The organism is Sphingomonas beigongshangi (genome assembly GCF_016820445.1).
Lineage (GTDB): Bacteria > Pseudomonadota > Alphaproteobacteria > Sphingomonadales > Sphingomonadaceae > Sphingomonas > Sphingomonas beigongshangi.
In genome coordinates, this window is the sequence record NZ_JADHDT010000003.1 from 1 (window position 1) to 19,995 (window position 19,995).

27 protein-coding genes and 1 other RNA gene are annotated in these 19,995 nt (G+C 69.2%); 15 read left to right on the forward strand and 13 right to left on the reverse strand.

Annotated elements, in window-relative coordinates:
- Positions 1 to 330: 330 nt before the first annotated feature.
- Positions 331 to 1,383, reverse strand: coding sequence for a phage shock protein operon transcriptional activator (gene pspF, locus IQ292_RS05755; RefSeq protein ID WP_203309382.1), 1,053 nt, complete (start codon positions 1,381 to 1,383; stop codon positions 331 to 333).
- Positions 1,384 to 1,559: 176 nt separating this feature from the next.
- Here pspF and IQ292_RS05760 point away from each other — a divergent pair, with 176 nt between their 5' ends.
- From IQ292_RS05760 to IQ292_RS05810, 11 genes are all read left to right on the forward strand, one after another.
- Positions 1,560 to 1,703 carry a hypothetical protein gene (locus tag IQ292_RS05760; protein ID WP_203309383.1) on the forward strand — a complete coding sequence of 48 codons (144 nt, stop codon included), beginning with the start codon at positions 1,560 to 1,562 and terminating at the stop codon, positions 1,701 to 1,703.
- Positions 1,704 to 1,774: 71 nt separating this feature from the next.
- Positions 1,775 to 2,449, forward strand: a complete 675-nt coding sequence (gene pspA / locus IQ292_RS05765) for a phage shock protein PspA (protein ID WP_203309384.1) — start codon at positions 1,775 to 1,777, stop codon at positions 2,447 to 2,449.
- A 1-nt stretch (position 2,450) separates the two neighbouring features.
- Positions 2,451 to 2,759 (forward strand): envelope stress response membrane protein PspB, encoded by a 309-nt coding sequence (gene pspB, locus IQ292_RS05770; protein WP_203309385.1) that lies wholly within the window; start codon positions 2,451 to 2,453, stop codon positions 2,757 to 2,759.
- Position 2,760: 1 nt separating this feature from the next.
- On the forward strand, positions 2,761 to 3,135 hold the full coding sequence (gene pspC, locus IQ292_RS05775) for an envelope stress response membrane protein PspC (RefSeq protein WP_203309386.1): 375 nt from the start codon (positions 2,761 to 2,763) through the stop codon (positions 3,133 to 3,135).
- A gap of 30 nt (positions 3,136 to 3,165) precedes the next feature.
- On the forward strand, positions 3,166 to 3,477 hold the full coding sequence (locus tag IQ292_RS05780) for a hypothetical protein (RefSeq protein ID WP_203309387.1): 312 nt from the start codon (positions 3,166 to 3,168) through the stop codon (positions 3,475 to 3,477).
- A gap of 11 nt (positions 3,478 to 3,488) precedes the next feature.
- Positions 3,489 to 3,746, forward strand: coding sequence for a hypothetical protein (locus tag IQ292_RS05785; RefSeq protein WP_203309388.1), 258 nt, complete (start codon positions 3,489 to 3,491; stop codon positions 3,744 to 3,746).
- Positions 3,746 to 4,015 carry a hypothetical protein gene (locus IQ292_RS05790; protein ID WP_203309389.1) on the forward strand — a complete coding sequence of 90 codons (270 nt, stop codon included), beginning with the start codon at positions 3,746 to 3,748 and terminating at the stop codon, positions 4,013 to 4,015. Before IQ292_RS05785 ends, IQ292_RS05790 begins: the two co-directional genes overlap by 1 nt.
- Positions 4,016 to 4,027: 12 nt before the next feature.
- Entirely contained in the window at positions 4,028 to 4,309 is a 282-nt protein-coding gene (locus IQ292_RS05795) for a hypothetical protein (RefSeq protein WP_203309390.1), read from the forward strand.
- A 46-nt stretch (positions 4,310 to 4,355) separates the two neighbouring features.
- Positions 4,356 to 4,592: a hypothetical protein gene (locus tag IQ292_RS05800; protein ID WP_238940854.1), complete on the forward strand. Its 237-nt coding sequence runs from the start codon at positions 4,356 to 4,358 to the stop codon at positions 4,590 to 4,592.
- Between the two features lie 11 nt (positions 4,593 to 4,603).
- On the forward strand, positions 4,604 to 4,840 hold the full coding sequence (locus tag IQ292_RS05805; protein WP_203309392.1) for a hypothetical protein: 237 nt from the start codon (positions 4,604 to 4,606) through the stop codon (positions 4,838 to 4,840).
- 146 nt (positions 4,841 to 4,986) lie between these two features.
- Positions 4,987 to 5,403: a SufE family protein gene (locus IQ292_RS05810; protein ID WP_203309393.1), complete on the forward strand. Its 417-nt coding sequence runs from the start codon at positions 4,987 to 4,989 to the stop codon at positions 5,401 to 5,403.
- A 36-nt stretch (positions 5,404 to 5,439) separates the two neighbouring features.
- Here IQ292_RS05810 and IQ292_RS05815 read toward each other — a convergent pair whose 3' ends face one another.
- The 12 genes from IQ292_RS05815 to IQ292_RS05870 all read right to left on the reverse strand — a co-directional run bounded on the left by IQ292_RS05815 (position 5,440) and on the right by IQ292_RS05870 (position 15,817).
- Positions 5,440 to 5,751, reverse strand: a complete 312-nt coding sequence (locus tag IQ292_RS05815) for a (2Fe-2S) ferredoxin domain-containing protein (protein ID WP_203309394.1) — start codon at positions 5,749 to 5,751, stop codon at positions 5,440 to 5,442.
- A complete protein-coding gene (locus tag IQ292_RS05820) occupies positions 5,736 to 6,275 on the reverse strand; it encodes a J domain-containing protein (RefSeq protein ID WP_203309395.1) in 540 nt (179 codons plus the stop codon). The genes IQ292_RS05815 and IQ292_RS05820 overlap by 16 nt, the downstream gene beginning before the upstream one ends.
- A gap of 54 nt (positions 6,276 to 6,329) precedes the next feature.
- Positions 6,330 to 8,279 carry an energy transducer TonB gene (locus IQ292_RS17865; RefSeq protein WP_203309396.1) on the reverse strand — a complete coding sequence of 650 codons (1,950 nt, stop codon included), beginning with the start codon at positions 8,277 to 8,279 and terminating at the stop codon, positions 6,330 to 6,332.
- A gap of 52 nt (positions 8,280 to 8,331) precedes the next feature.
- Positions 8,332 to 8,719: RNase P RNA component class A (gene rnpB, locus IQ292_RS05830), an RNA gene on the reverse strand.
- A gap of 10 nt (positions 8,720 to 8,729) precedes the next feature.
- A complete protein-coding gene (locus IQ292_RS05835) occupies positions 8,730 to 9,419 on the reverse strand; it encodes an N-acetylmuramoyl-L-alanine amidase (RefSeq protein WP_203309397.1) in 690 nt (229 codons plus the stop codon).
- A 66-nt stretch (positions 9,420 to 9,485) separates the two neighbouring features.
- Positions 9,486 to 10,367 (reverse strand): CheR family methyltransferase, encoded by an 882-nt coding sequence (locus IQ292_RS05840; protein ID WP_203309398.1) that lies wholly within the window; start codon positions 10,365 to 10,367, stop codon positions 9,486 to 9,488.
- The gene (gene cheB, locus IQ292_RS05845) at positions 10,367 to 11,452 is read right to left on the reverse strand and encodes a chemotaxis-specific protein-glutamate methyltransferase CheB (protein WP_203309399.1); all 1,086 of its coding nucleotides are present in this window, start codon (positions 11,450 to 11,452) and stop codon (positions 10,367 to 10,369) included. Before cheB ends, IQ292_RS05840 begins: the two co-directional genes overlap by 1 nt.
- 19 nt (positions 11,453 to 11,471) lie before the next feature.
- Entirely contained in the window at positions 11,472 to 11,837 is a 366-nt protein-coding gene (locus IQ292_RS05850) for a response regulator (protein ID WP_203309400.1), read from the reverse strand.
- Between the two features lie 67 nt (positions 11,838 to 11,904).
- Positions 11,905 to 12,333, reverse strand: a complete 429-nt coding sequence (locus IQ292_RS05855) for a chemotaxis protein CheW (protein ID WP_203309401.1) — start codon at positions 12,331 to 12,333, stop codon at positions 11,905 to 11,907.
- Between the two features lie 2 nt (positions 12,334 to 12,335).
- Positions 12,336 to 14,642 (reverse strand): chemotaxis protein CheA, encoded by a 2,307-nt coding sequence (locus IQ292_RS05860; RefSeq protein WP_203309402.1) that lies wholly within the window; start codon positions 14,640 to 14,642, stop codon positions 12,336 to 12,338.
- 71 nt (positions 14,643 to 14,713) lie between these two features.
- Positions 14,714 to 15,358, reverse strand: a complete 645-nt coding sequence (locus IQ292_RS05865) for a histidine phosphotransferase family protein (RefSeq protein ID WP_203309403.1) — start codon at positions 15,356 to 15,358, stop codon at positions 14,714 to 14,716.
- Positions 15,359 to 15,415: 57 nt separating this feature from the next.
- Positions 15,416 to 15,817: a M67 family metallopeptidase gene (locus IQ292_RS05870; RefSeq protein WP_203309404.1), complete on the reverse strand. Its 402-nt coding sequence runs from the start codon at positions 15,815 to 15,817 to the stop codon at positions 15,416 to 15,418.
- 20 nt (positions 15,818 to 15,837) lie between these two features.
- Here IQ292_RS05870 and IQ292_RS05875 point away from each other — a divergent pair, with 20 nt between their 5' ends.
- The 4 genes from IQ292_RS05875 to mtgA are packed head-to-tail and all read left to right on the forward strand — an operon-like array spanning position 15,838 to position 19,873.
- Positions 15,838 to 16,785, forward strand: a complete 948-nt coding sequence (locus IQ292_RS05875) for an RluA family pseudouridine synthase (RefSeq protein ID WP_203309405.1) — start codon at positions 15,838 to 15,840, stop codon at positions 16,783 to 16,785.
- Between the two features lie 60 nt (positions 16,786 to 16,845).
- Positions 16,846 to 17,751, forward strand: coding sequence for an RNA polymerase sigma factor RpoH (gene rpoH / locus IQ292_RS05880; RefSeq protein WP_198353375.1), 906 nt, complete (start codon positions 16,846 to 16,848; stop codon positions 17,749 to 17,751).
- 3 nt (positions 17,752 to 17,754) lie between these two features.
- The gene (locus IQ292_RS05885; RefSeq protein WP_203309406.1) at positions 17,755 to 19,155 is read left to right on the forward strand and encodes a flavin monoamine oxidase family protein; all 1,401 of its coding nucleotides are present in this window, start codon (positions 17,755 to 17,757) and stop codon (positions 19,153 to 19,155) included.
- A gap of 40 nt (positions 19,156 to 19,195) precedes the next feature.
- Complete coding sequence (gene mtgA, locus IQ292_RS05890) at positions 19,196 to 19,873, forward strand: monofunctional biosynthetic peptidoglycan transglycosylase (RefSeq protein ID WP_203309407.1); 678 nt, start codon at positions 19,196 to 19,198, stop codon at positions 19,871 to 19,873.
- The last annotated feature ends 122 nt before the right edge of the window (positions 19,874 to 19,995 follow it).

A 19,995-nucleotide genomic window follows, 5' to 3' on the forward strand; every position in this document is an offset into this window, starting at 1 on the left:
GCGGGCTTTTCCCACGTTCGTCATTCGCGCGCAGGCGGGAATCCAGCGATGCTGACGGCGCGGCTCCATCGTGGGACCGCGCGTCTGGGCCCCCGCCTGCGCGGGGATGACGCTCTTGGAGGGGTGCGAAACCGACAGGATGCCTACCCGGAAGCGGAGACATGCCCCCCCCCTTCGTCATCCCGGCGCACGCCGGGATCTACGGTTGCGATCGGCGCGAATGGCGCGCGACCTCGGCCGCGCACCGTGTCCATGGGTCCCGGCGTGCGCCGGGACGACGAGGGGGAGGCGGCGTGGCGGGCTGTGGCCGAGCGGACCGGCGACCCCGTGTCACCCGCCGGCGTTGATCAAGTCGTGGCGGCGCAGCGCGTGGCGGAGCTGGTCGTAGGTGAGGCCGAGCGATTCGGCGGTAGCGCGCTGGTTGAAACGATGTTCGGCGAGCGATTTCGCGAGCAGCTCGCGCTCGAACCGGGCGACGCGGGACTTGAAATCGGACGGACCCGCGTCGCACGCGGCGACGGGGCTGTCCTCCGGCTCCGGCCGCGGCGGCGCGTCCGTCTTGGGCAGCGCAGGCGACGGCATCGGGGCGCCGCCATGGACGCCGGAGGGCCGATAGGGCGAGGCGAAGGGATCGATCTCGATCCGGTCGACGGGCCCCTCCCCCTCCCAGCGATAGACCGCGCGTTCGACGACGTTGCGGAGCTCGCGGACGTTGCCGGGCCACCGATGCGTCATCAGCGTGTCGAGCGCGGTCGGACCGAAGCCGGGCCAGCGTTCCCAACCGATCTCCGACGCCATGCGGCGCCCGAAATGGTCGGCCAGCACGACGATGTCCCCCGAGCGCGCGCGCAGCGGCGGCAGGGTCACGACCTCGAACGACAGCCGGTCGAGCAGATCGGCGCGGAATTCGTGGCGATCGACCTTGTCCGGCAGATGTTCGTTGGTCGCCGCGACGATGCGGACGTCGACGCGCAGCGGCCGGCTGCTCCCGATCCGCGTCACCTCGCCATATTCCACCGCGCGCAGCAGCCGATCCTGCGCCGCCATCGACAGGGTGCCGAGCTCGTCGAGGAAGAGGGTGCCGCCGTGCGCCTCCTCGAACCGGCCCGCCCGCGCCTTGGTCGCACCGGTAAAGGCGCCCGCCTCGTGCCCGAAGAGCTCCGCCTCGATCAGGGTCTCCGGCAGCGCCGCGCAGTTCATCACGACGAGCGGCTGGTCCCAGCGCGGGCTGAGGCGGTGGAGGCGTTCCGCGACCAGTTCCTTGCCCGTCCCGCGCTCGCCGATGACGAGCACCGGGCGATCGAGCGCGGCGGCGCGGCTGGCGCGCTCGAGCGCGTCCAAGAAGGCGCCGGATTGGCCGATGACCTGGGTCGTGCGCTGCATCGCCAACTCTTGGCGCAAAATCCCAATGGTCCGCAAGCGTTCATCCGTGGTTCATGCAAATAATACACCCAAGAACCGCGGAAATCCGCCATTTCTGAAATTGGCACGGCTCCTGCAAAGCTCTGGGCAACCCGCCGATGCGGCGGTTCACAAGGTTCAGATTTCAGGAGGTTCCCATGTTCAAGTCCGATATCGGTCGCACCCTCGCCGCCATCGCCTGCACGATCGTCTTCAGCGCCACCTGCGTGGCCGGCGCGATCGGTCCGGCGACCGGCCATGGCGCCGCGACCGTCGCGTCCGCCGCCCGCCTGACGGCGTAAGCGGCGACCCGGGGCGGGCCATGTTTCCCTCGCCCGCCCCGGCCCCAGATTTTCCAGGAGCATCACGACAGATGGGCATTTTCTCCCGCACCCGCGACATCGTCGCCGCCAACTTCGCCGACCTGCTCGAAAAGGCAGAGGATCCGGCGAAGATGATCCGGATGATCATCCTCGAGATGGAGGAGACCTTGGTCGAGGTGCGCGCCTCTGCCGCCCGTACCATCGCCGACCAGAAGGAAATGCGCCGGCACATCATGAAGCTGGAGCAGCTGCAGGCGAACTGGACCGAGAAGGCGGAACTGGCGCTGTCGAAGGACCGCGAGGATCTGGCCAAGGCGGCGCTGGTCGAGAAGCAGAAGGCGGCCGACATGGCCGACCAGCTCAAGGCCGAGGTGCAGGTGCTCGACGATGCGCTGCGCGCGTCGGAAGAGGATATCGCCAAGCTGCAGAAGAAGCTGACCGAGGCGCGCACCAAGCAGGCCAACGTCCAGACGCGGCTGGAGAGCGCAAACAACCGCTTCCGCCTGCGCGAGATGTACGCCGGCCCCAAGACGCACGAGGCGTTCAGCCGCTTCGATGTCCTGGAGCGCCGCGTCGACGATGCCGAGGGTCGCGCCGAGGCGCTGGGCCTGGGCGTGCAGAAGACGCTGGAGGAAGAGATCGCCGAGCTGCGCCAGAGCGACAAGGTCGATGCCGAGCTCGCGGCGCTGAAGGCACGGATGAACAATCGCAATCAGGAGGGTTGAGATGGAAGACATCATCGTCCCGTTGATCGCGATCACCTCGATCTTCATCGGCCTGCCCTGGGTCATCTTCCACTACATCACCAAGTGGAAGCAGGCGCCCAAGATCACCGACGAGGACGAACGGCTGCTCGACGAGATGTACAATCTCGCCCGCCGGCTGGAGGATCGCCTGAACACGGTCGAGCGGATCGTCGCCGCCGACAACCCCGACTTCCGCGTCGGCTTCGCCGCCGACACCGCCCGCCCGGGTCTCGATCGCCCCGGCATGGACCGCACGTCCGACAGCTATCGCCTCGAAGGGAGGATGTAACATGGCCGCCCGTACGCAATTCTACATCGATCGCCAGAACAAGAAGATCTCCGGCGTCTGCGCAGGGATCAGCGACTATACCGGGCTCGACGTCACGATCGTGCGCATCGCGATGCTCGCCCTGCTCTGGGCGACCGGCGGCGTGATCCTGCTCGGCTATTGGGCGACCGCGCATCTCGCGCCGGAAAAGCCGCACGGCCTGTACCAGGACGCCGACGACCAGAAGTTCTGGCAGGGCGTGCGCAGCAACCCGACGCGGTCGACCGCCGAGGTGCGCAGCAAGTTCCGCGACATCGATCGCCGGCTCGCCGACATCGAGCTGCACTATACCAGCCGCAACAGCCGGCTGGCCGAGGAAATCGACAGCCTGCGCTAAGACGCGGCGTCTCAAAAGGGGAAGAAGACGATGTCCGACCTTGCTCTGCTGATCCCGATCACGGCGATTGCCATCGGGCCGGTATCCTGGATCGCGAACAACTGGCTGCGCGCCAGGCACGGCTATCCGCCGCTCGACTATCGCAGCAGCCGCCGGCGCCGCGGCGGAGCCGCGGAGACCGACCTCGAGGCCGAGCGCAAGATCATGCTGCTGACCAACGAGAACGACAAGCTGACCGGACAGGTCAGCCGGCTGGAGGAACGGATCGCCGTCCTCGAGCGCATCGCCACCGATCCCGCCGAGCGTACCGCCCGCGAGATCGAAGCCCTCCGCGACCGGTAAGGACACGCGCCATGGGTCCCGACCATTTCTTTGCCATGCTTCTCGGTGCGGCCATCACGCTCGCCGTCCAATGGTACGGCCGGCGCAAGGTGCGCCAGGCAATCGCCGCCCCCGACGTCGAGGCGCGCCGCGACATCCAGCTGCTCGACGCCGAGAACGCCCAGCGCATCGGCCAGATCGACCGGCTGCAGGAGCGGCTCGCCACCGTCGAGCGGATCGTCACCGACCGGTCGCACATGCTCGACCGCGAGATCGAAAGGCTCCGCTGATGAACGGCTTCACCCTCTTCATGCTCGCCGTCGTCGTCGTCGGCCTGCCCGTCAGCCTCGGCATCGGATCCGAGATGTTCAAGCGCTGGCTGAAGCACAAGGAGACGATGGCCGGCGCGCTCAATGCCCAGGCGGCGGAGAAGGCGGCGCAATATGCCGCCCATGTCGAACGGCTGGAGGCGCGGGTGCGGGTGCTCGAACGGATCGCCACCGACCGCGGCGCCGACTTGGCCGAGACGATCGACCAGTTGCGCCTCCAGGCGAATTGAGGAGCGACGCCGATGTCCCCCCTGCTCATTCCCATCCTCGGCATCTGCTGCGGCCTGCTCGCGATCTTCGGCGGCGTGTTCATCCGCCCCTGGTTCAAGCTGCAGGAGCGGCGGATGGAGATCGAGGCGAACAAGGTCGCGGAAAAGGCGGCGCAATATGCCGCCCAGACCGAGCGACTGGAGGAGCGGGTCCGCGTCCTCGAACGCATCGTGACCGATCGCGGCGCCGACCTGGCGCAGGAGATCGAGGCGCTGCGGGTCGAACGCGCCGATCCGCGACTACCGACCAACTGACCGCATCGTCCCAGGAAAGGTCGTTTTTCCCATGAACCCCGCAGAGATGCTCGTCGCGATCGTCGCCCTCCTCGTCATCGGCGGGATCGTGCGCAGCCGCTTCGGCGCGCATCGTCCGGACGCCGGGACGACACCCGGCACGGCCGTCGACGAGGACACATGGCGCCTTCGCGAGGAGGTGCGCACCCTGAAGGAACGCGTCCAGGTGCTGGAACGCGTGATCACCGACAACCGGAGCAGCATCGATCTCGACCGCGAGATCGACCGGCTGCGCGACCGCTGAAGGAGGCGGACATGACCGACCCCAACGTCTATCTCACCGTATCGCTGTCGAGCCTCGCCGGGCTCGCGATGATCACCACCGCCGGCCTGTCGGGATGGCGCAGCTGGCTGGCGCTGAAGCACCAGCAACTGGATCATGCGCAGGACCAGCTGCCGGCCGTGCCCACCGCGGGATCGCGGATCGAGATCGCCGACCTCAAGGAGCGTATCCGCAAGCTGGAGGCGATCGCCGCGGGCGTCGACCTGTAGGACCTGCTTGTCCGCCTGTCGCGACAGGCGCGCCCCAGGCCCCTCCCGCCCGCGGGAGGGGGGAGAGATCGAGGACCCCGAGCGTCGCGCGGTATCTCCGGCACGGACATTGCCCCGTCCCGCCGCGCGCTGTACCGCGCGGTGCCATGACCAGCCAGACCGCGAGCCTTGCCGACGTCCGTGACGAATACGGCTTCCTCGATCCCGACGACCGGTATCGGCTGCTGATCGACCTGGGCCGCGCGCTGGAGCCGATGCCTGATGCGCTGAAGACCGAGGCGACGCTGGTGCGCGGCTGTTCGGCGGCGGTCTGGGTCTATCCGACGATGCGCGACGACGGGACGCTGCATTTCCTCGCCGATTCAAATGCGGCGATCACCAAGGGGATCATCGCGCTGGTACTGCTGACGGTGCAGGACCAGCCCCCCGGCACCGTCGCCGCCGCCGACATCGAGGGCGAGCTGGCACCGTTCGACCTCAAGAACCAGCTCAGCTCCAACCGGACGCAGGGCATTCCGAACATGATCGCGCTGATCCGCGACACGGCCGTGCGCTACGCCTGATCCCAAGCGCCGGCGCGTGGGGCCGAGCACGGTGCGCTATTGCCCGCACGCCAGGCGCGCCGCGAGTTCCGCCACATCCGCGCCCTGCGGCACGACGAGCCAGGTATCGGGCTTGCGCGTGTCGACCATCGCCACGGCGTTCTTCGGGCACAGGCCGAGACAGCGCGTCTCGACGATGCCGAGCGGCGCCTTGCGCCCCTTTTTCAGGCCGAGCACCTTGCGCAGCACCTTGGCGAGCGGAGAGCGTGCCTTCCTGCCGAAGCCGCCGTCGAGCTTCTTCGTACACTTGCCGCAGACCAGCACCGCCCCCTGCCAGTGCGCGCCGATCTGCTTCAGCGGGGGCGCCACGTCCGGCGCTCCTCCGCGGTCTTGAGCACCTCATAGGCGGCCTGCACCGCCTGGAATCGGACGGCGGCATCGGCGTCGCCGGGGCGGACATCCGGATGGTTTTCCTTGGCGAGGCGACGCCAGGCGCCCTTCACCCCTTCGAAGTCCGCATCGCCGTCGAGGCCGAGCACGTCGAGCGCGCGCATCTCGTCGCGCGAGCGCGTGCCGTCGCCGGGCCCGCCCCAGGCGTAATGGTTGGCGCTGGCATAGCCCGATGCCGTCCGGCTTTCCGACGCCTCGCGTTGCGCGGCCTCTTCGGCGGACAGGCCTTCGAAGTAATTCCAGCCGCGGTTGTATTCGGCGGCGTGATCCGTGCAGAAATACCAGCGATCGGGGCTGTTGGGCGATTTCGGTGCCGGGCAGTCGCCGGGCCGGTCGCAGCCGTGCCGGTCGCATAGCCGCACCGTCTGCGCCTCTCGCCCGGAGCCATAGCCCCGCCAGCGGGGGAAGCCCCAGTCGTTCGATCGTGAGGTGCTGCGCGCCATTACCCCCGCGACATAAGCCTTCGGCGGCAGCGCGCAAGCACCGGTCGCGTCCGATCAATGGTCAAGGCTGAAGCGCACCCCGCGGGTCAGCGCGCCGCAGCCTAGTCCACCATCGGGACGGTAGGTCTTGGCATAGCGCGCGGTGCGGAGCGTTTCCGTTCCCGACTTCGTGAAGACGAACGGGGGATAGGAGATGATCGCGCGCTCGTTGCGAACGTGGCCATCGGCGTCGACGTCGAACTGCGTCCGCGTCCACCCCTCCATGCCCCAGCGCCGTGCCTCCTGCGGGAAAGTGCCGCCGACCGAGATCATCTTCGGCGGCTTGTCGATCAGCGCGCACTGGCTGGCCGATAGGCCGGAGGCCGTGAAGGCATTGCGTGCGGCGGCGAGATCGCCCCGGGTCTGCGCGATCGAGGCGAGGCGGATCATCGCACCGACCTTGAACGGATCGGCCGCGGGCAACGCCGCATCCTGCGCGACCTGCTGCAATATCGCCTCGCTGCGGGAACGCCCGTCCTCGTGATCGGCAAGCATGAGCCTGAGCGCCGCGCGCGACGGCGCGTCCGCGGCATAGGGCGCTTCCGACAGCATGGGTTCGACGACGCGGCGGAACATGCCGCGCTTGTACAGATCGGCCACGGCCGCCGTGCGCGCCTCGAGGTCAAGGTCGAGCCGCGCACGGGCGGGCGCGTCGTTGGCGATCGCAAGGGCCAAAGCGCGTCGCGCCAGCGCGCCGCGCTCGTCGCGCGGCAACACCGGATTGTGCACGAGTGCGAACAGCGCGGGCAGCGTCGCCAGCGTGTCGCCATTTGCCGACGACGCGGCCAGCGCGCGTCGCTGCGCGATCAGTGCCGTCGCCGGCGCTTCGGACTGGTCGACGAAGGCAAGGCCCTTCCCCCGCCCCCATACGATCATGTCCGCCTGCAGCGCGTCGCTGATCGACGGGCGCTGGAACGCGAGGTTGCAGCGCATCTCCACCCGGACGTTGAAGCGCAGGAACGTCGGCATCGCCTTCACCTGCTCAGCCGTCCACGACCATTGCCGCACCGCGCGAGCGAATTCGAGCGCGACCTTGCCCCCACCGGCCGCGTAGATTGGCCGCACCGCCTGCGCGGTGCCATCGTCAGCGATCGAGAATTCGACCACGGCCATGTCCGCCGGCTTCAACCCCGCCTCGCCGCCGCAATCGGGCGGAACCATCGCCACGCCGGGGTCGATGAGCCCGATCGAAGTCGCGCCGGCGCCGGTCATCGCGACGTAGCGCCGCGCCTCGTCCTCGTTGCCGCCGAGCAGATAGGCGATCGCCGCGTCGGACCGGACGGAGACGTCCCGGATATCGATGCGCGACGTGTCCATGCCGCCGAAGTCGCGGACGGCGTCGCGAAAGGTCCCCTGGGCGGCGGCGATGTCGCCGCGATTGAGCTGCATCGTCCCCTTCGCTTCCGCGATCGTGCCGAGCGAGGCGGCATCGAGCTTGGCCGACGCGAGCTGCCCATCGATCCGCGCCTGCGCGGCGGCGGCGGCGGCGGGATCGGTGAAGGTCGTCGTCTGCACCACGGCGAGCGCGGCGACCATCTTGTCGCGCGGCGTGTCGGCGATCGCCTCCGCCTTGCCGAACCAATCGGCGGCGGTGGCGTAATCGAGGCTGGTCATCGCGATCCGGCCCAAATTGAAACTGGCCTTGAACCGATCGGCCCGCAACGAGGGGTCGTCAGCCGGCAGGATCGCCAGCCCCTCCCGGGCGGCCGCGTTCGCCTCGTCCTTGCGATCCAGCGCCAGCAGGGCAGCGCTCTTTCGGACCAGCACGATCGCGCGGCTGCGCGGCCGGGACGCGACGCGCTTCTCCAAGGCCTCCCACGCCGCGAGCGCGGCGGCCTTGTCGGTGCCGGCATCGAGCGTTTCGGCGGCATCGAAATCCTGCTGCACGGTCCGCGCGGTCTGCTGCGCCGTGGCCACCGAAGCAAAGGCGGCGAGTGCCGACCCGACCCAAAACTTGCCCGACACCGAATCCCCCAAGACGATTTCTATCGCGGGATCGTGCACCATTTGACGAAGACTTGCCAGAGGGTCTGTAAGCCGGGTTCTGTCCATCCCCTTGCGGGGAATAGGCGACCATTCCTCTCGGGCGACGCTTGCACGCCGCCTCCAGCAACCAACCCGGGCAGCGGGTGGGAACACACCCCGACGCACGTTGCCGCGCGCCATGCCGCCCCTATTCGGTCTTGCTCCCGGTGGGGTTTGCCGTGCCGCTGCCGTTACCGGAAGCGCGGTGCGCTCTTGCCGCACCCTTTCACCCTTACCTGCCGTAGAAGGCAGGCGGTCTGCTCTCTGTGGCACTGTCCCTGGGGTCACCCCCGCCGGGCGTTACCCGGCACCGTCGTTCCGTGGAGCCCGGACTTTCCTCGGCGCATGCGAACATGCGACGCGGCCGCCCGACCCTCTGGCCGCTCCCCCTTACTCGTCCCCCTGCGGCTTGGGAAGCAGCAGCGCGAGCAGGATCATGCGACATTCGGCGTCGATCTCGCCGTCGACGAGTTCGGGACGGAAGCGCCGCTGGAACGCCATGGTCGCGGCGAGAGGATCGGTGACGTCGTATCCGAAGCGTTCGAGCGCGAGCAGAAAGCCCGCCTTCGTCCACATCGGGTCCATCAGCTTCTGCGTCGGGCGCGGCAGGGCCAGACGCAGCCGCGCCAGACGCGCCCAGGGAAAGAGCTCGCCCGGATCGCGCTTGCGCTGCGGCGCGATGTCGGAATGGCCGACGACATTGCCGCGCGTGATCGCGTGCCGATCCTTCACCTCCGCGACCAGCCGCACCACGGCCTCGACCTGCGCATCGGGAAACGGCCGATAGCCCCATTCATGACCGGGATTGACGATCTCTATGCCGATGCTGGCGGAATTGACGTCGGTCAGACCGCGCCAGTGCGAACGTCCGGCGTGCCAGGCGCGCTTTTCCTCCGCAACGAGGCGAAAGATACGACCGTCCTCCTCGACCATATAATGGGCGGACACCTTGGCCTCCGGGTCGCGCAGTCGCGCGAGGGCCGAGGCTCCATCCTGCATACCGGTATAATGGAGCACGATCATGGTGATCGGCAGCGTCCGCTCGTCGAAGTTCGGCGAGGGCGTGTCGAGAAAGGTCATGCCTGTCTGCGTAGCCCAAGCCGGAGGCGCGCGTAAGGCCCCAAGGCGCAGCGCCGACCGGGGGCGTCAGCCCGCCGCCGTTGCCGCCGCCACGGTCGCGCCGTCGACCCGCTCGTACAGCCCGCGCAGGTCGCGGCTGGGCGCGAAGGCGTCTGTCTGGCCGATCACCGTCTCCCCCGCCCCGAGGACGAGCAGCCCGCCGGGCCGCAACGCCGCGGCGAAGCGCGCGAACACCTCCGTCTTGGTCTGCGGATCGAGATAGAGCAGCACGTTGCGGCACAGGACGATGTCGAACATGCCCGGCAGCGGGGCATCGGCCGCCAGATTATGGCTGCGCACGGTCATCGCGCGAAGCAGCTCGTGCTTGGCGGCCCAATCGTTGCCGACCGCGTCGAACCAGCGCATCATGCGGCGGATCGGCAGGCCTCGCTGGATTTCGAACTGCGTGTAGCGACCCGCCCGCGTCCGCGCGAGCGCAGCCTCCGACACGTCGGTGGCGACGATGTCGGGCATGGGCGCGCCGCGTTCCTCCGCACGCTCGGCGAACAACATCGCGAGCGACAGCGGCTCCTGCCCGGTCGAGCAGCCGGCGCACCAGATGCGCACGCGCCGCTGCCTTGCCTCCAGCGCAGCCACCGCCTCGACGATCAGGTCGAAGACCGGGGCCTCGCGGAAGAAGGACGTCTCTCCGTTGAGGAGCGCGTCGACGATCTGGTCGCTGAGACACCGGTCGCCGGTTTCCAGCAGCGCGGCGGCGAGCTGGTCGAGCGTATCCAGGCCCCGTGCCCGCATCAGCGGCTTGAGCGCGGTATCGATCCGCCACGAGCGATAGGCGGATATCTGTTGCCCCGTTCGCGATTCGAGCAGGGCGCTGAACGCGTTGACGGCCCGCTGCGAGACGGTGGCCGTCGCCGCTGCGGGCGACGTCGAGGTGGGACGGATCGGCATCAGGGCCGCTCCCCGCGCACGACCAGCCGGCCGATCGCATCCGGCGCCAGGATCGCATCGGCGGCGCCGCTCGCCGCGACCGCGCCGGGCATGCCCCAGACGACCGAGCTCGCCTGGTCCTGCACGACGACGCAGCCGCCGGCATCGCGCACCGTCCTTGCTCCATCGGCGCCGTCGCGGCCCATGCCGCTCAGCACGATCGCCAGCAGGCGCGGCCCGTAGACGGCGGCGGCGGACGCGAACATCGGATCGACGGAGGGCAGGCAGCCGCTCGCCACCTGATCGTTGGTCAGCCGTATCGCCGCACCGCCGTCGGGCAGCGCGACGCAGCGGATGTGCGCGTCGCCGGGGGCGACGACGATCCGGCCCGGCTGGACGCGGAGCCGATCGCTCGCCACCTCGCAGGGGCGCCCGGCGAGCACCGCGAGCTGCGCCGCGAAATAGGGCATGAACGACGCCGGCAGATGCTGCGTGATCAGAATGGGCAGGCGGAAGCCGGCCGGGATCGTCCGCAGCACCTGGCTGAGCGCGTGGATGCCACCCGTGGAGGCGCCGATCGCGACGAGATCGAAGTCCGCGCGCGCCGACATGGTCTCCATGCCCGTAGCGGGTCGCAGCGGAGTCGGCGCGGGGGGCGGCGTCTCGGAGGTGCTGGTGCCGAGCCTCGCGAGCTTGCCGATCAGGCTCTCTCCGAACGTCGCCATCCGTGCGCCGGCGGCCGGCTTGACCAACGTGTCGGCGGCGCCGAGCGCCAGCGCCTGCAGCGTCACCGCCGCGCCGTCACTGGCCTGGGCGGAAACGACGAGGATGCGTGCCCCCTGCCCCGCCGCGATCAGGTCGGGCAGTGCGGTGATGCCGTCCACGCCGGGCATCTGCAGGTCGAGCAGGATCAGATCGACGCGTTCGCGCGCCAACAGGGTAAGCGCGGCGGACGCGGTCGCCACGCTGCCGCTGACGACGAAGCGCGCGTCGGCGTCGACGATCCGCGTCATCACCGCGCGTGCGACGACCGAATCGTCGACGATCAGCACCTTCAGCGGCGGCTCGGCATCCACCGATGCGGCAAGGGGCGTGGCAGGCGCCATGACAGGTTCGCCGCCGGGATCAGGCCATGCCGACGATCTGGAGCTTCGATTCCAGCGTGTCGCGATCGAAGGGCTTCATCACATATTCGTCAGCGCCCGCCTCTATGGCAGCCCGGATATAGGCCATGCCGTTCTCGGTCGTGCAGAAGACGACCTTCGGCCGCGTCGGAATGTTCGAATCGCGCAGCGCGCGCAGGAAATCCATCCCGCTCATCACCGGCATGTTCCAGTCGAGCAGGATGACGTCGGGCGCGGCGGCCATGCAGGCGTCGAGAGCCTCGCGGCCGTCGCATGCCTCGGTCACGGAAAAGTCGAGCGTCTCCAGGATATGGCGGGCGACCTTGCGGATCACCTTGGAGTCGTCGACGACGAGGCAGGTCTTCATGCTGGCAGGGCCTTCTTGCTGCGAATCGCGCGGTGATCGGTATACGGAGGGAAGCGTAAGCGCCGCGTTAAGCCGCGATCGCCTGCGGCGCGGGAACGAGGCGGGCGAGGTCGATGACCAGCATCGGCTCGCCGTCCCGTTCCACCATCCCGTCCGCCGCCGCCGCCCAGCCGCGATCGAGCGCGAGGCCCGACGACAGCGGCTGACGGGCGAAGGAGGCGACGTCCTCCAGCGAATCGACGAGCATCGCGTAATGATGGCCGTCGAGCCGCGTGATGATGGCGCGGCGCGCGTCAGCGGGCATGGCGGCGAGGCCCAGCGCAATGCCGGTGTCCACCACCGTCACCACGCGGCTGCGCAGCGCGACGAGGCCGCGGACGGCGGAGGGCGCGCGCGGCACCGCGACGACGGGAGAGAGGTCGACGACCGAATCGATCTGGGTCGTGTCGATGGCGACCCCGCGTCCGGCGATATGGGCGATCAGGAACAGGTCCATCGTCATTCTCCCGCCGCGCGCGCGAGCGCGGCGATCAGGGCGGGCCGGTCGTAGCGATAGATGCTCATCGCATCGCCGCCCGTCCGCTCCCGGCGCAGGCGCACCACCTGTGCGGGATCGGCATCGGGCGGTGGCGGCGCATCCATGGTCACGATCACGTCCGCGCTGGCCCCCGGGGGAACGGTCGCGACGCAGCGATAGCCCGCCGCCTCGATCGCCGGCCGCAGGAAGGTATCCATCCAGCCGCCCGCATCCTGCTGCAGCAGGCACAGTCGGTCCGCGGGCGGCGCGGTATCGATCGCCGCGAACAGCGCCAGCGCATCGACGAGTTCGATCTGCTCGCCCTCCACGATGACGACGCCCGCGACGGTCCCCGCGCCCTCAGCGGGCGCGACGTCGCGCGGCAGCGTCACGATCTCGATCGCCTCGTGGATCGCATAGGCAATGTCCGTCTCGCCGTCCGTGAGGCGCAGCACGGGCACCTCGCTGCGGCTGCCGATCGGCGCGACGGCATGGAGCGGCACCAGGGCACCGCCGATCGCCAGTCGCAATCGGCCGCCGGTGCGCCGGATCGCTTCCGTCGGCACCGGCTCGACCCGGTCGATCGCGGCGAGCGGGAGCACGCGACGCTCGCCGTCGAGGTCCTCGAACAGCAGCGCGCTGATGCCGCGCTCCGCCTCGACGGTCTCCGTCTCCTCGACGGGCGCGGCGCGGTGGAAGCGCAATCCGGCGACGGCGGCAATGCCGGCGCCATCGAGCAGCAGCATCGGGAGCCCGGAGTCGGGCAAAGTCTGTCCGGCATAGACGCCGGTGGCCATCACCGCAGGCGCGGCCGGCTTCACCACCAGTTCCTCGGTGTCGAGGACCGTGTCGATGGCGAGCGCATAGTCGCCGTCGCGCGTCGCGATGATGGCGAGCTTGCCATTCGCGTCTTCCGCCGCGTCGGCGCGGTCGAGGCCCAGCAGCGAACCGAGCGCGACCATCGGCAGGCGGCGACCGCGGACGGTCGCGACGGCGGCGTCGCCGATGCGATCGACGCGCACGGCTTCGCCGCGCACGTTCAATATCTCCTCGACCGACTGACGCGCGATGGCGAACCGCTGGCCGCCCGCACCGACGACCACGGTCGACATGATGGAGAGCGTCAGCGGCACGTAGATGACGATCGTCAGGCCGCGCCCCGCCTGGTTGAGCAGTTCGATCCGGCCGCCGATATTCTCGAGGTTGGCGCGCACCACGTCCATGCCCACGCCGCGCCCGGACACGGCGGTCACGACGTCGCGACTCGACAGGCCGGCATGGAAGACGAGATCGAGCCGCGCCTTCGCGTCCATCATCGCGATCTCGGCAGGGGTGTGCAGCTTCTGCGCGATCGCCTTCGTGGCGAGACGGTCGGTATCGATGCCCCGCCCGTCGTCCGATATCTCGATCAGGATCTGGTTGCCGGACTGGCGCGCCGAAACGGTCAGCCGCCCGGCTTCGCGCTTGCCCGCGGCGCGGCGATCGGCCGGCGCCTCGATGCCATGGTCGACGGCGTTGCGAATGATGTGGACGAGGGGATCGCGCATCAGCTCGATCATCTCGCGGTCGAGCTCGACGTCCGAGCCCTCGATGGTCAGCTGGACCTGCTTGCCGAGCTCCGCCGCGGTGTCGCGCACCATGCGCGGCAGCGCGGAGAACAGCGCCTCGACCTTCTGCATGCGGGTCCGCGTGACGGTGTCGCGCATCTCCGCGACGGTCAGCGACAGCCGCTCCAGCGCGCCCTCGACGAGAGGCTCGATCGGCTGGTCGCGCAGTCGCCGCGCCAGTTCGTTGCGAGCGAGCACCATTTCCGACATGCTGCTCATCATGCGATCGAGCAGGTCGACGTTCAGCCGGACGGAGCGCGCGTTGGTGCGATTCGGCATGGAAGATTGTGGCAGGGACTGGGCCGTCGGCGCGGCGTCCTCCGCCAGTGCGGCGATCAGCAGGTCCTCGCTCGAATCGTCGAGAGCAGACCCGGAGTCGATCGCCTCGACGATCTCGCCGATCCGGTCGACGATCGCCAGCACGGCATTGACGAGCGCGGTGTCTGGCACGCGCTGACCGTCTCGCACCGCCGCGAGCACGTCCTCGGCGGCATGGCTGAGCCGCGCCAGCCGCGGTAGGTCGAGGAAGCCGCAGCTACCCTTGACCGTGTGTACGAAGCGGAAGATCGCGTCGAGCCGCGCGCGATCGGTCGGTTCGGCTTCCCACGCGACGATCTCGCCCGAGAGCGCCTCGAGCGTCTCGCGCGTTTCCGCGATGAAATCCTGAAGCAGGTCGTCCATGGGCCCCCGTCGGTTCGGGGACGATCCATGGACCGGCAAGGGTTAAGGCGGGGTTAGTGACGCGGGCTCCTTCAGCCGGCGTTGAAGACCGCGCCCAGGATCATCACCGACTCGGCCGGCTCCGACACCTGGACGGTGCCGCCGGCCTCCGCGACGAGCGTGTTCACGAGATAGGCGGCGGCGGCGCGCGGCGTCACGTCCCCCTCCCCCGCGCCGTCGGCGAGCGTGCGACGCAGGTCGGGGTCGAGAATGATGCGCGGCCCCTCGATCTTCACCGCGATCTCGATCTGCCCGCCGTTTTCCTCGCCGGCGACATCCAGCGTCCCGCCGCGGACCAGCGCCTCGTTGGCGATGAGCGCGAGGTTGAGCAGCACCTTGATCGCCGTCTTGGGCAGCGCGTCGCCCTCCACCATCCAGCCGAGACTGGTCCGCTTGTTGTCCGCCAGCAGGCCCTCGATCGCCGTTTTCGCCTCGCGGACGTCGATCCGCTCGCCGAAACCCCCGCCGGCGCCGAAGGCGAGCCGGAAGAACTTGAGCTTGTTCGCGGACGTCCGTGCGCTTTCGCTGAGCAACACGAAGACGCGGGCGCGCATCTCCTCGTCCGGCTCGTCGCCGAGCAGTTCGAGCCCGTTGTTGAGCGCTCCGACGGGCGAGAGCAGGTCGTGGCACAGCCGCGAACAGAGCAGGCTGGCGAAATCGACCGGGCTGACGGACATGCTGTTCCCTTTGTTGCTGATGCGTGTGTGGCCGACCCGAGTCGGGTGCGCAAGCGGCTACGCGGTCACCAGCGCGACCGGATCGAACCGGCGTTCCACCTCGCCCGCTGCCACGGCGCGCCAGGCGCGCACGTCGCCGCCGCCGACGATCAGCCAGATCGTGCCGTCGGGTGCCGCATCGGCCGCGTCGCGGGGGGACGGGGTGGCGCGGCCAGTCGGGTGCGAATGGTAATGGCCGACGATCGGTGGCGCCCCGGCACGCGCCGCACGATGCGCCGCCAGGAGCGCGGCGGGATCGATTTCGAACCGCCGCGCCGGGTCGTCGGCCACGTTGTCGCAGGCGACGACCGCCTCGACGCGATCGTCGCGACCGAGCAGCAGGCCGCATACCTCGCGTCCCGGCGCCGCGGCGGCATGGACGCGGATTTGATCGAGCAGGTCGCTTGCAATCCAAAGCATCGTTCCCACATCGTTACGGTATGGACCGGGGGGTTTCCATCATCGATGCGACGATCGCGCCGGCCGCGGATGGCTGGCGGCTCGACCGTGCGCTCGCCGACGCCGTGCCGACACTGTCGCGCGAGCGGCTGAAGGTGCTGATCAACGCGGGCGCGGTGTCGCAGGGCGAGCGGCTGGTCCGCGATCCCGCCAAGCGTGCGGCCGCCGGGGATCGCTTCGCGGTCGCCGTTCCCAACCCTACGCCCGCGCATAACGAGGCGCAGGACATTCCGCTCGTCGTCGCCTTCGAGGACGAGCATCTGATCGTCGTCGACAAGCCGGCCGGCCTGGTCGTCCACCCCGCCGCGGGCAATCTGGACGGGACGCTGGTCAATGCGCTGCTCCATCACTGCCACGGCAGCCTGTCGGGCATAGGCGGCGTCGCGCGGCCTGGCATCGTCCACCGCATCGACAAGGACACGAGCGGCCTGATAGTGGCCGCAAAGACCGACCGTGCGCATGAAGGGCTGGCGCGCCAGTTCCACGATCACAGCATCGACCGGCGCTATCGCGCGATCACCGGCGGCGTGCCGCGCCCCCCCGAAGGGACGGTAGACGCGCCGCTCGCGCGGTCGCCTGCCAATCGCAAGAAAATCGCGATCCAGGCGCACGGCAAGCGCGCGGTCACACATTACCGGACGATCCAGCCGCTGCGCGACGCGGCGCTGGTCGAATGCCGGCTGGAAACGGGCCGCACGCACCAGGTCCGCGTCCACATGGCCTCGATCGGGCACGCCTTGCTGGGTGACCCGGTTTATGGTAGAACAAAAGGTGTTCAGAAAGCGCTTCTCGAAACCCTCGGTTTCCGCCGCCAGGCCTTGCATGCGGCGCATCTGGGGTTCATCCATCCGATCCGGGGCGATGCCCTGGCCTTCGAGAGCGCGATGCCTGCAGATATGCAGGAACTGTTCACCGAGCTTCACGTATAGGTTCGCGTCCCCGTCGCCGCGATGCGGGACGGGCGACCCCAGGAAAGGGAGAAGACGATCATGGCAGCCCGCAGCAACGTCCCGGCGACGATTCCTGCCCTCGGCGGAGAGCAGAGCCTCAACCGCTATCTCGCCGAGATCAAGAAATTCCCCATCCTGGCGCCCGAGCAGGAATATATGCTCGCCAAACGCTTTCAGGAGCATGGCGACCCCGAGGCGGCGGCGCAGCTCGTCACCAGCCACCTGCGCCTCGTCGCGAAGATCGCGATGGGCTATCGCGGTTACGGCCTGCCCACGTCGGAGCTGATCAGCGAGGGCAATATCGGCCTGATGCAGGGCGTGAAGAAGTTCGAGCCCGACCGGGGCTTCCGCCTCGCCACCTATGCGATGTGGTGGATCCGCGCGTCGATCCAGGAATATATCCTGCGCTCGTGGAGCCTCGTGAAGATGGGCACCACCGCGGCGCAGAAGAAGCTGTTCTTCAACCTGCGGCGGATGAAGTCGAAGCTCGATGCGTTCGAGGACGGCGACCTCAAGCCGGAGGATGTCACGAAGATCGCCACCGACCTCGGCGTCAACGAGGACGAGGTGATCAGCATGAACCGCCGCATGGCGATGGGCGGCGACACGTCGCTCAACGTCTCGATGCGGGAGGACGGCGAGGGTCAATGGCAGGACTGGCTGGCGGATGACGGCCCGCTGCAGGACCAGGTGGTCGCGGAGGCGCAGGAGGCAGACGTGCGTCACGACATGCTGGTGAGCGCGATGGACGACCTGAACGATCGCGAGAAGCATATCCTTACCGAGCGCCGCCTGACCGACGATCCCAAGACGCTTGAGGAGCTCAGCCAGGTCTATGGCGTATCGCGCGAGCGCGTCCGCCAGATCGAGGTGCGGGCGTTCGAGAAGCTGCAGAAGGCGATGATGCGGATCGCCGGCGAGAAGCGGCTGCTGGCGGCGGCCTGACCGATGCGCACCGTCGTCGTCGGCGGCGGTGCGGCCGGGATCGCAGCGGCGTGGCATCTGTACGATCACGGCGCCGACGTCCTGTTGGTCGAGGCAGGCGCGACGCTGGGCGGACGGGCGAAAAGCTGGTCGCTGGCGCTGCCGGATTGGGGCGACGGGCGCGGCCCCTCCTCTTTTCCCGCCGTACCGAGCCGGCGAACGCCGGGCTCCGCTCGGGACGGCCGCCATGACGACGCGCCGCCTTCTTCCATCACCGTTTCCCGCCTGGGCTCCGGCGTCCGCCGCGGTGACGGAACCGGAGGTGACGCGGACAGCAACGGTGCCGAAAATACCGTCCCCGTCGATGCGGGCTGCGGATGGCTGCATTCCGCCCGCCGCAACAGCTGGACGGCGATCGCGCAGGCCAGCGGCTTCGCGATCGACCGGTCCTCGCCAAACTGGGACGTGCAGTGGCGCGATCTCGGCTTTCCGCCCGCCGAGCAGCAGTCCTTCGGAGAAGCCTATGACCGCTGGGATGCCGCCGCGTATGCCGCGCTCGACGGCCCCGACCGGCCCCTGTCCGATTTCGTCGCGGCCGACGATCCGTGGCGACCGATGCTCGACGCCATCTCCGGCTATGTGAACGGCGCGCCGCTCGACCGCGTCTCGCTGCACGACTGGGCCGCCTACGAGGATGAAGCGACGGACGACAATTGGGCCCTGCCCGCAGGGTACGGCACGCTGATCGCGCATCATGCGAAGGGGCTGCCCGTGCGGCTCGGCACGTCCGTCACGCGGATCGACCATCGCGGCCGCATGATCCGCCTCGACACGCCGGCCGGTACGATCGAGGCGGATCGCGTCGTCCTGGCGCTGCCGACCACCGCTTATGCCGGCATCGCCTTCGATCCGCCGCTGCCCGACAAGCTGCAGGCGGCGGCGGACCTGCCGCTTGGCCTCGCCGACAAGGTCTTCATCGCGGTGGATCGCCCGGAATGGCCGGCGCATGCCCATCTGACCGGCAATCCGCACAGCGGGTGCACCGCGAGCCATCGATTGTCGCCGTTCGGGCGGCCGATCATCGAGAGCTTCTTCGGGGGCGCCTGTGCCGAGGCGATGGCGACACGCGAGGACGCGATCGCCTTCGCCGTGGACGAGCTTGTCGGGCTCCTCGGCAGCGGATGGCGCGCGCGGCTATTGCCCCTCGCCGCGACCCACTGGCGAGGCGAGCGGTTCATCCACGGCAGCTACAGCCATGCGCGCGTGGGGCGCGCGGGCGCGCGCGCGATCCTTGCCGAGCCGGTGGACGGGCGGCTGTTTTTCGCGGGCGAGGCCTGCTCGCGCCACGACTTCTCGACCGCGCATGGCGCGCATGATACCGGACTCGCCGCCGCCACGGCGATCCTGACGCAGCGCGCGGACTGACTTGCCCGCCGCGCGGGGACAGGCCAGAGACGCGGGCGTCATGGGCAGCATCCTCCGCATCCTCCTCAAGGCCGCGCTGGTCTTCGTGCTCCTCTCGGTGCTGATGGTCGGCGTCTATCGCTTCGTCCCGGTGCCGTTCACCTGGACGATGATGGGCGACGTGATCCAGGGCCGCGGCGTGACGAAACAGTGGATGTCCCTCGACGCGATGGACCCCGACATGCCGCGCGCCGCGATCGCCGGAGAGGATGCGCGTTTCTGCGAACACCACGGCTTCGACTGGAAGGGGATCGCGAGCGCCGCCTATAGCAACGCCAAGGGCAAGAGGCTGCGCGGCGGCTCGACGATCAGCCAGCAGACCGCGAAGAACGTCTTCCTCTTCCAGGGGGGCGGCTATCTGCGCAAAGCGGCCGAAGCCTATTTCACCGTCCTCATCGAGACGCTGTGGGGCAAGCGGCGGATCATGGAGGTGTATCTCAACGTCGCCGAGACCGGGATCGGCACCTATGGCGCGGATGCGGCGGCGATCCGCTATTTCAACCATGATGCAACGCACCTCTCGCCGACCGAGGCCGGGCGGATCGCGGCCGTGCTGCCGCTGCCCAAGAAGCGCGCGGCGATCGACCCGCACGGATTCGTGCGCAGCCACGGCAATGCGCTGGCGCGCTATGTCGGGGTGGTGCGGCGGAGCGGGCTGGACGCCTGCCTGCGGACGTAGCGGGCATGTCCACCCGCGTCATCCCTACGGAGGCGGGGATCCAGACGCGCGGAGGCTGGCTGGGAGCACAACGACAGCGTTTCTGGATTCCCGCCTTCGCGGGAATGACGTGAGGGTGGAAC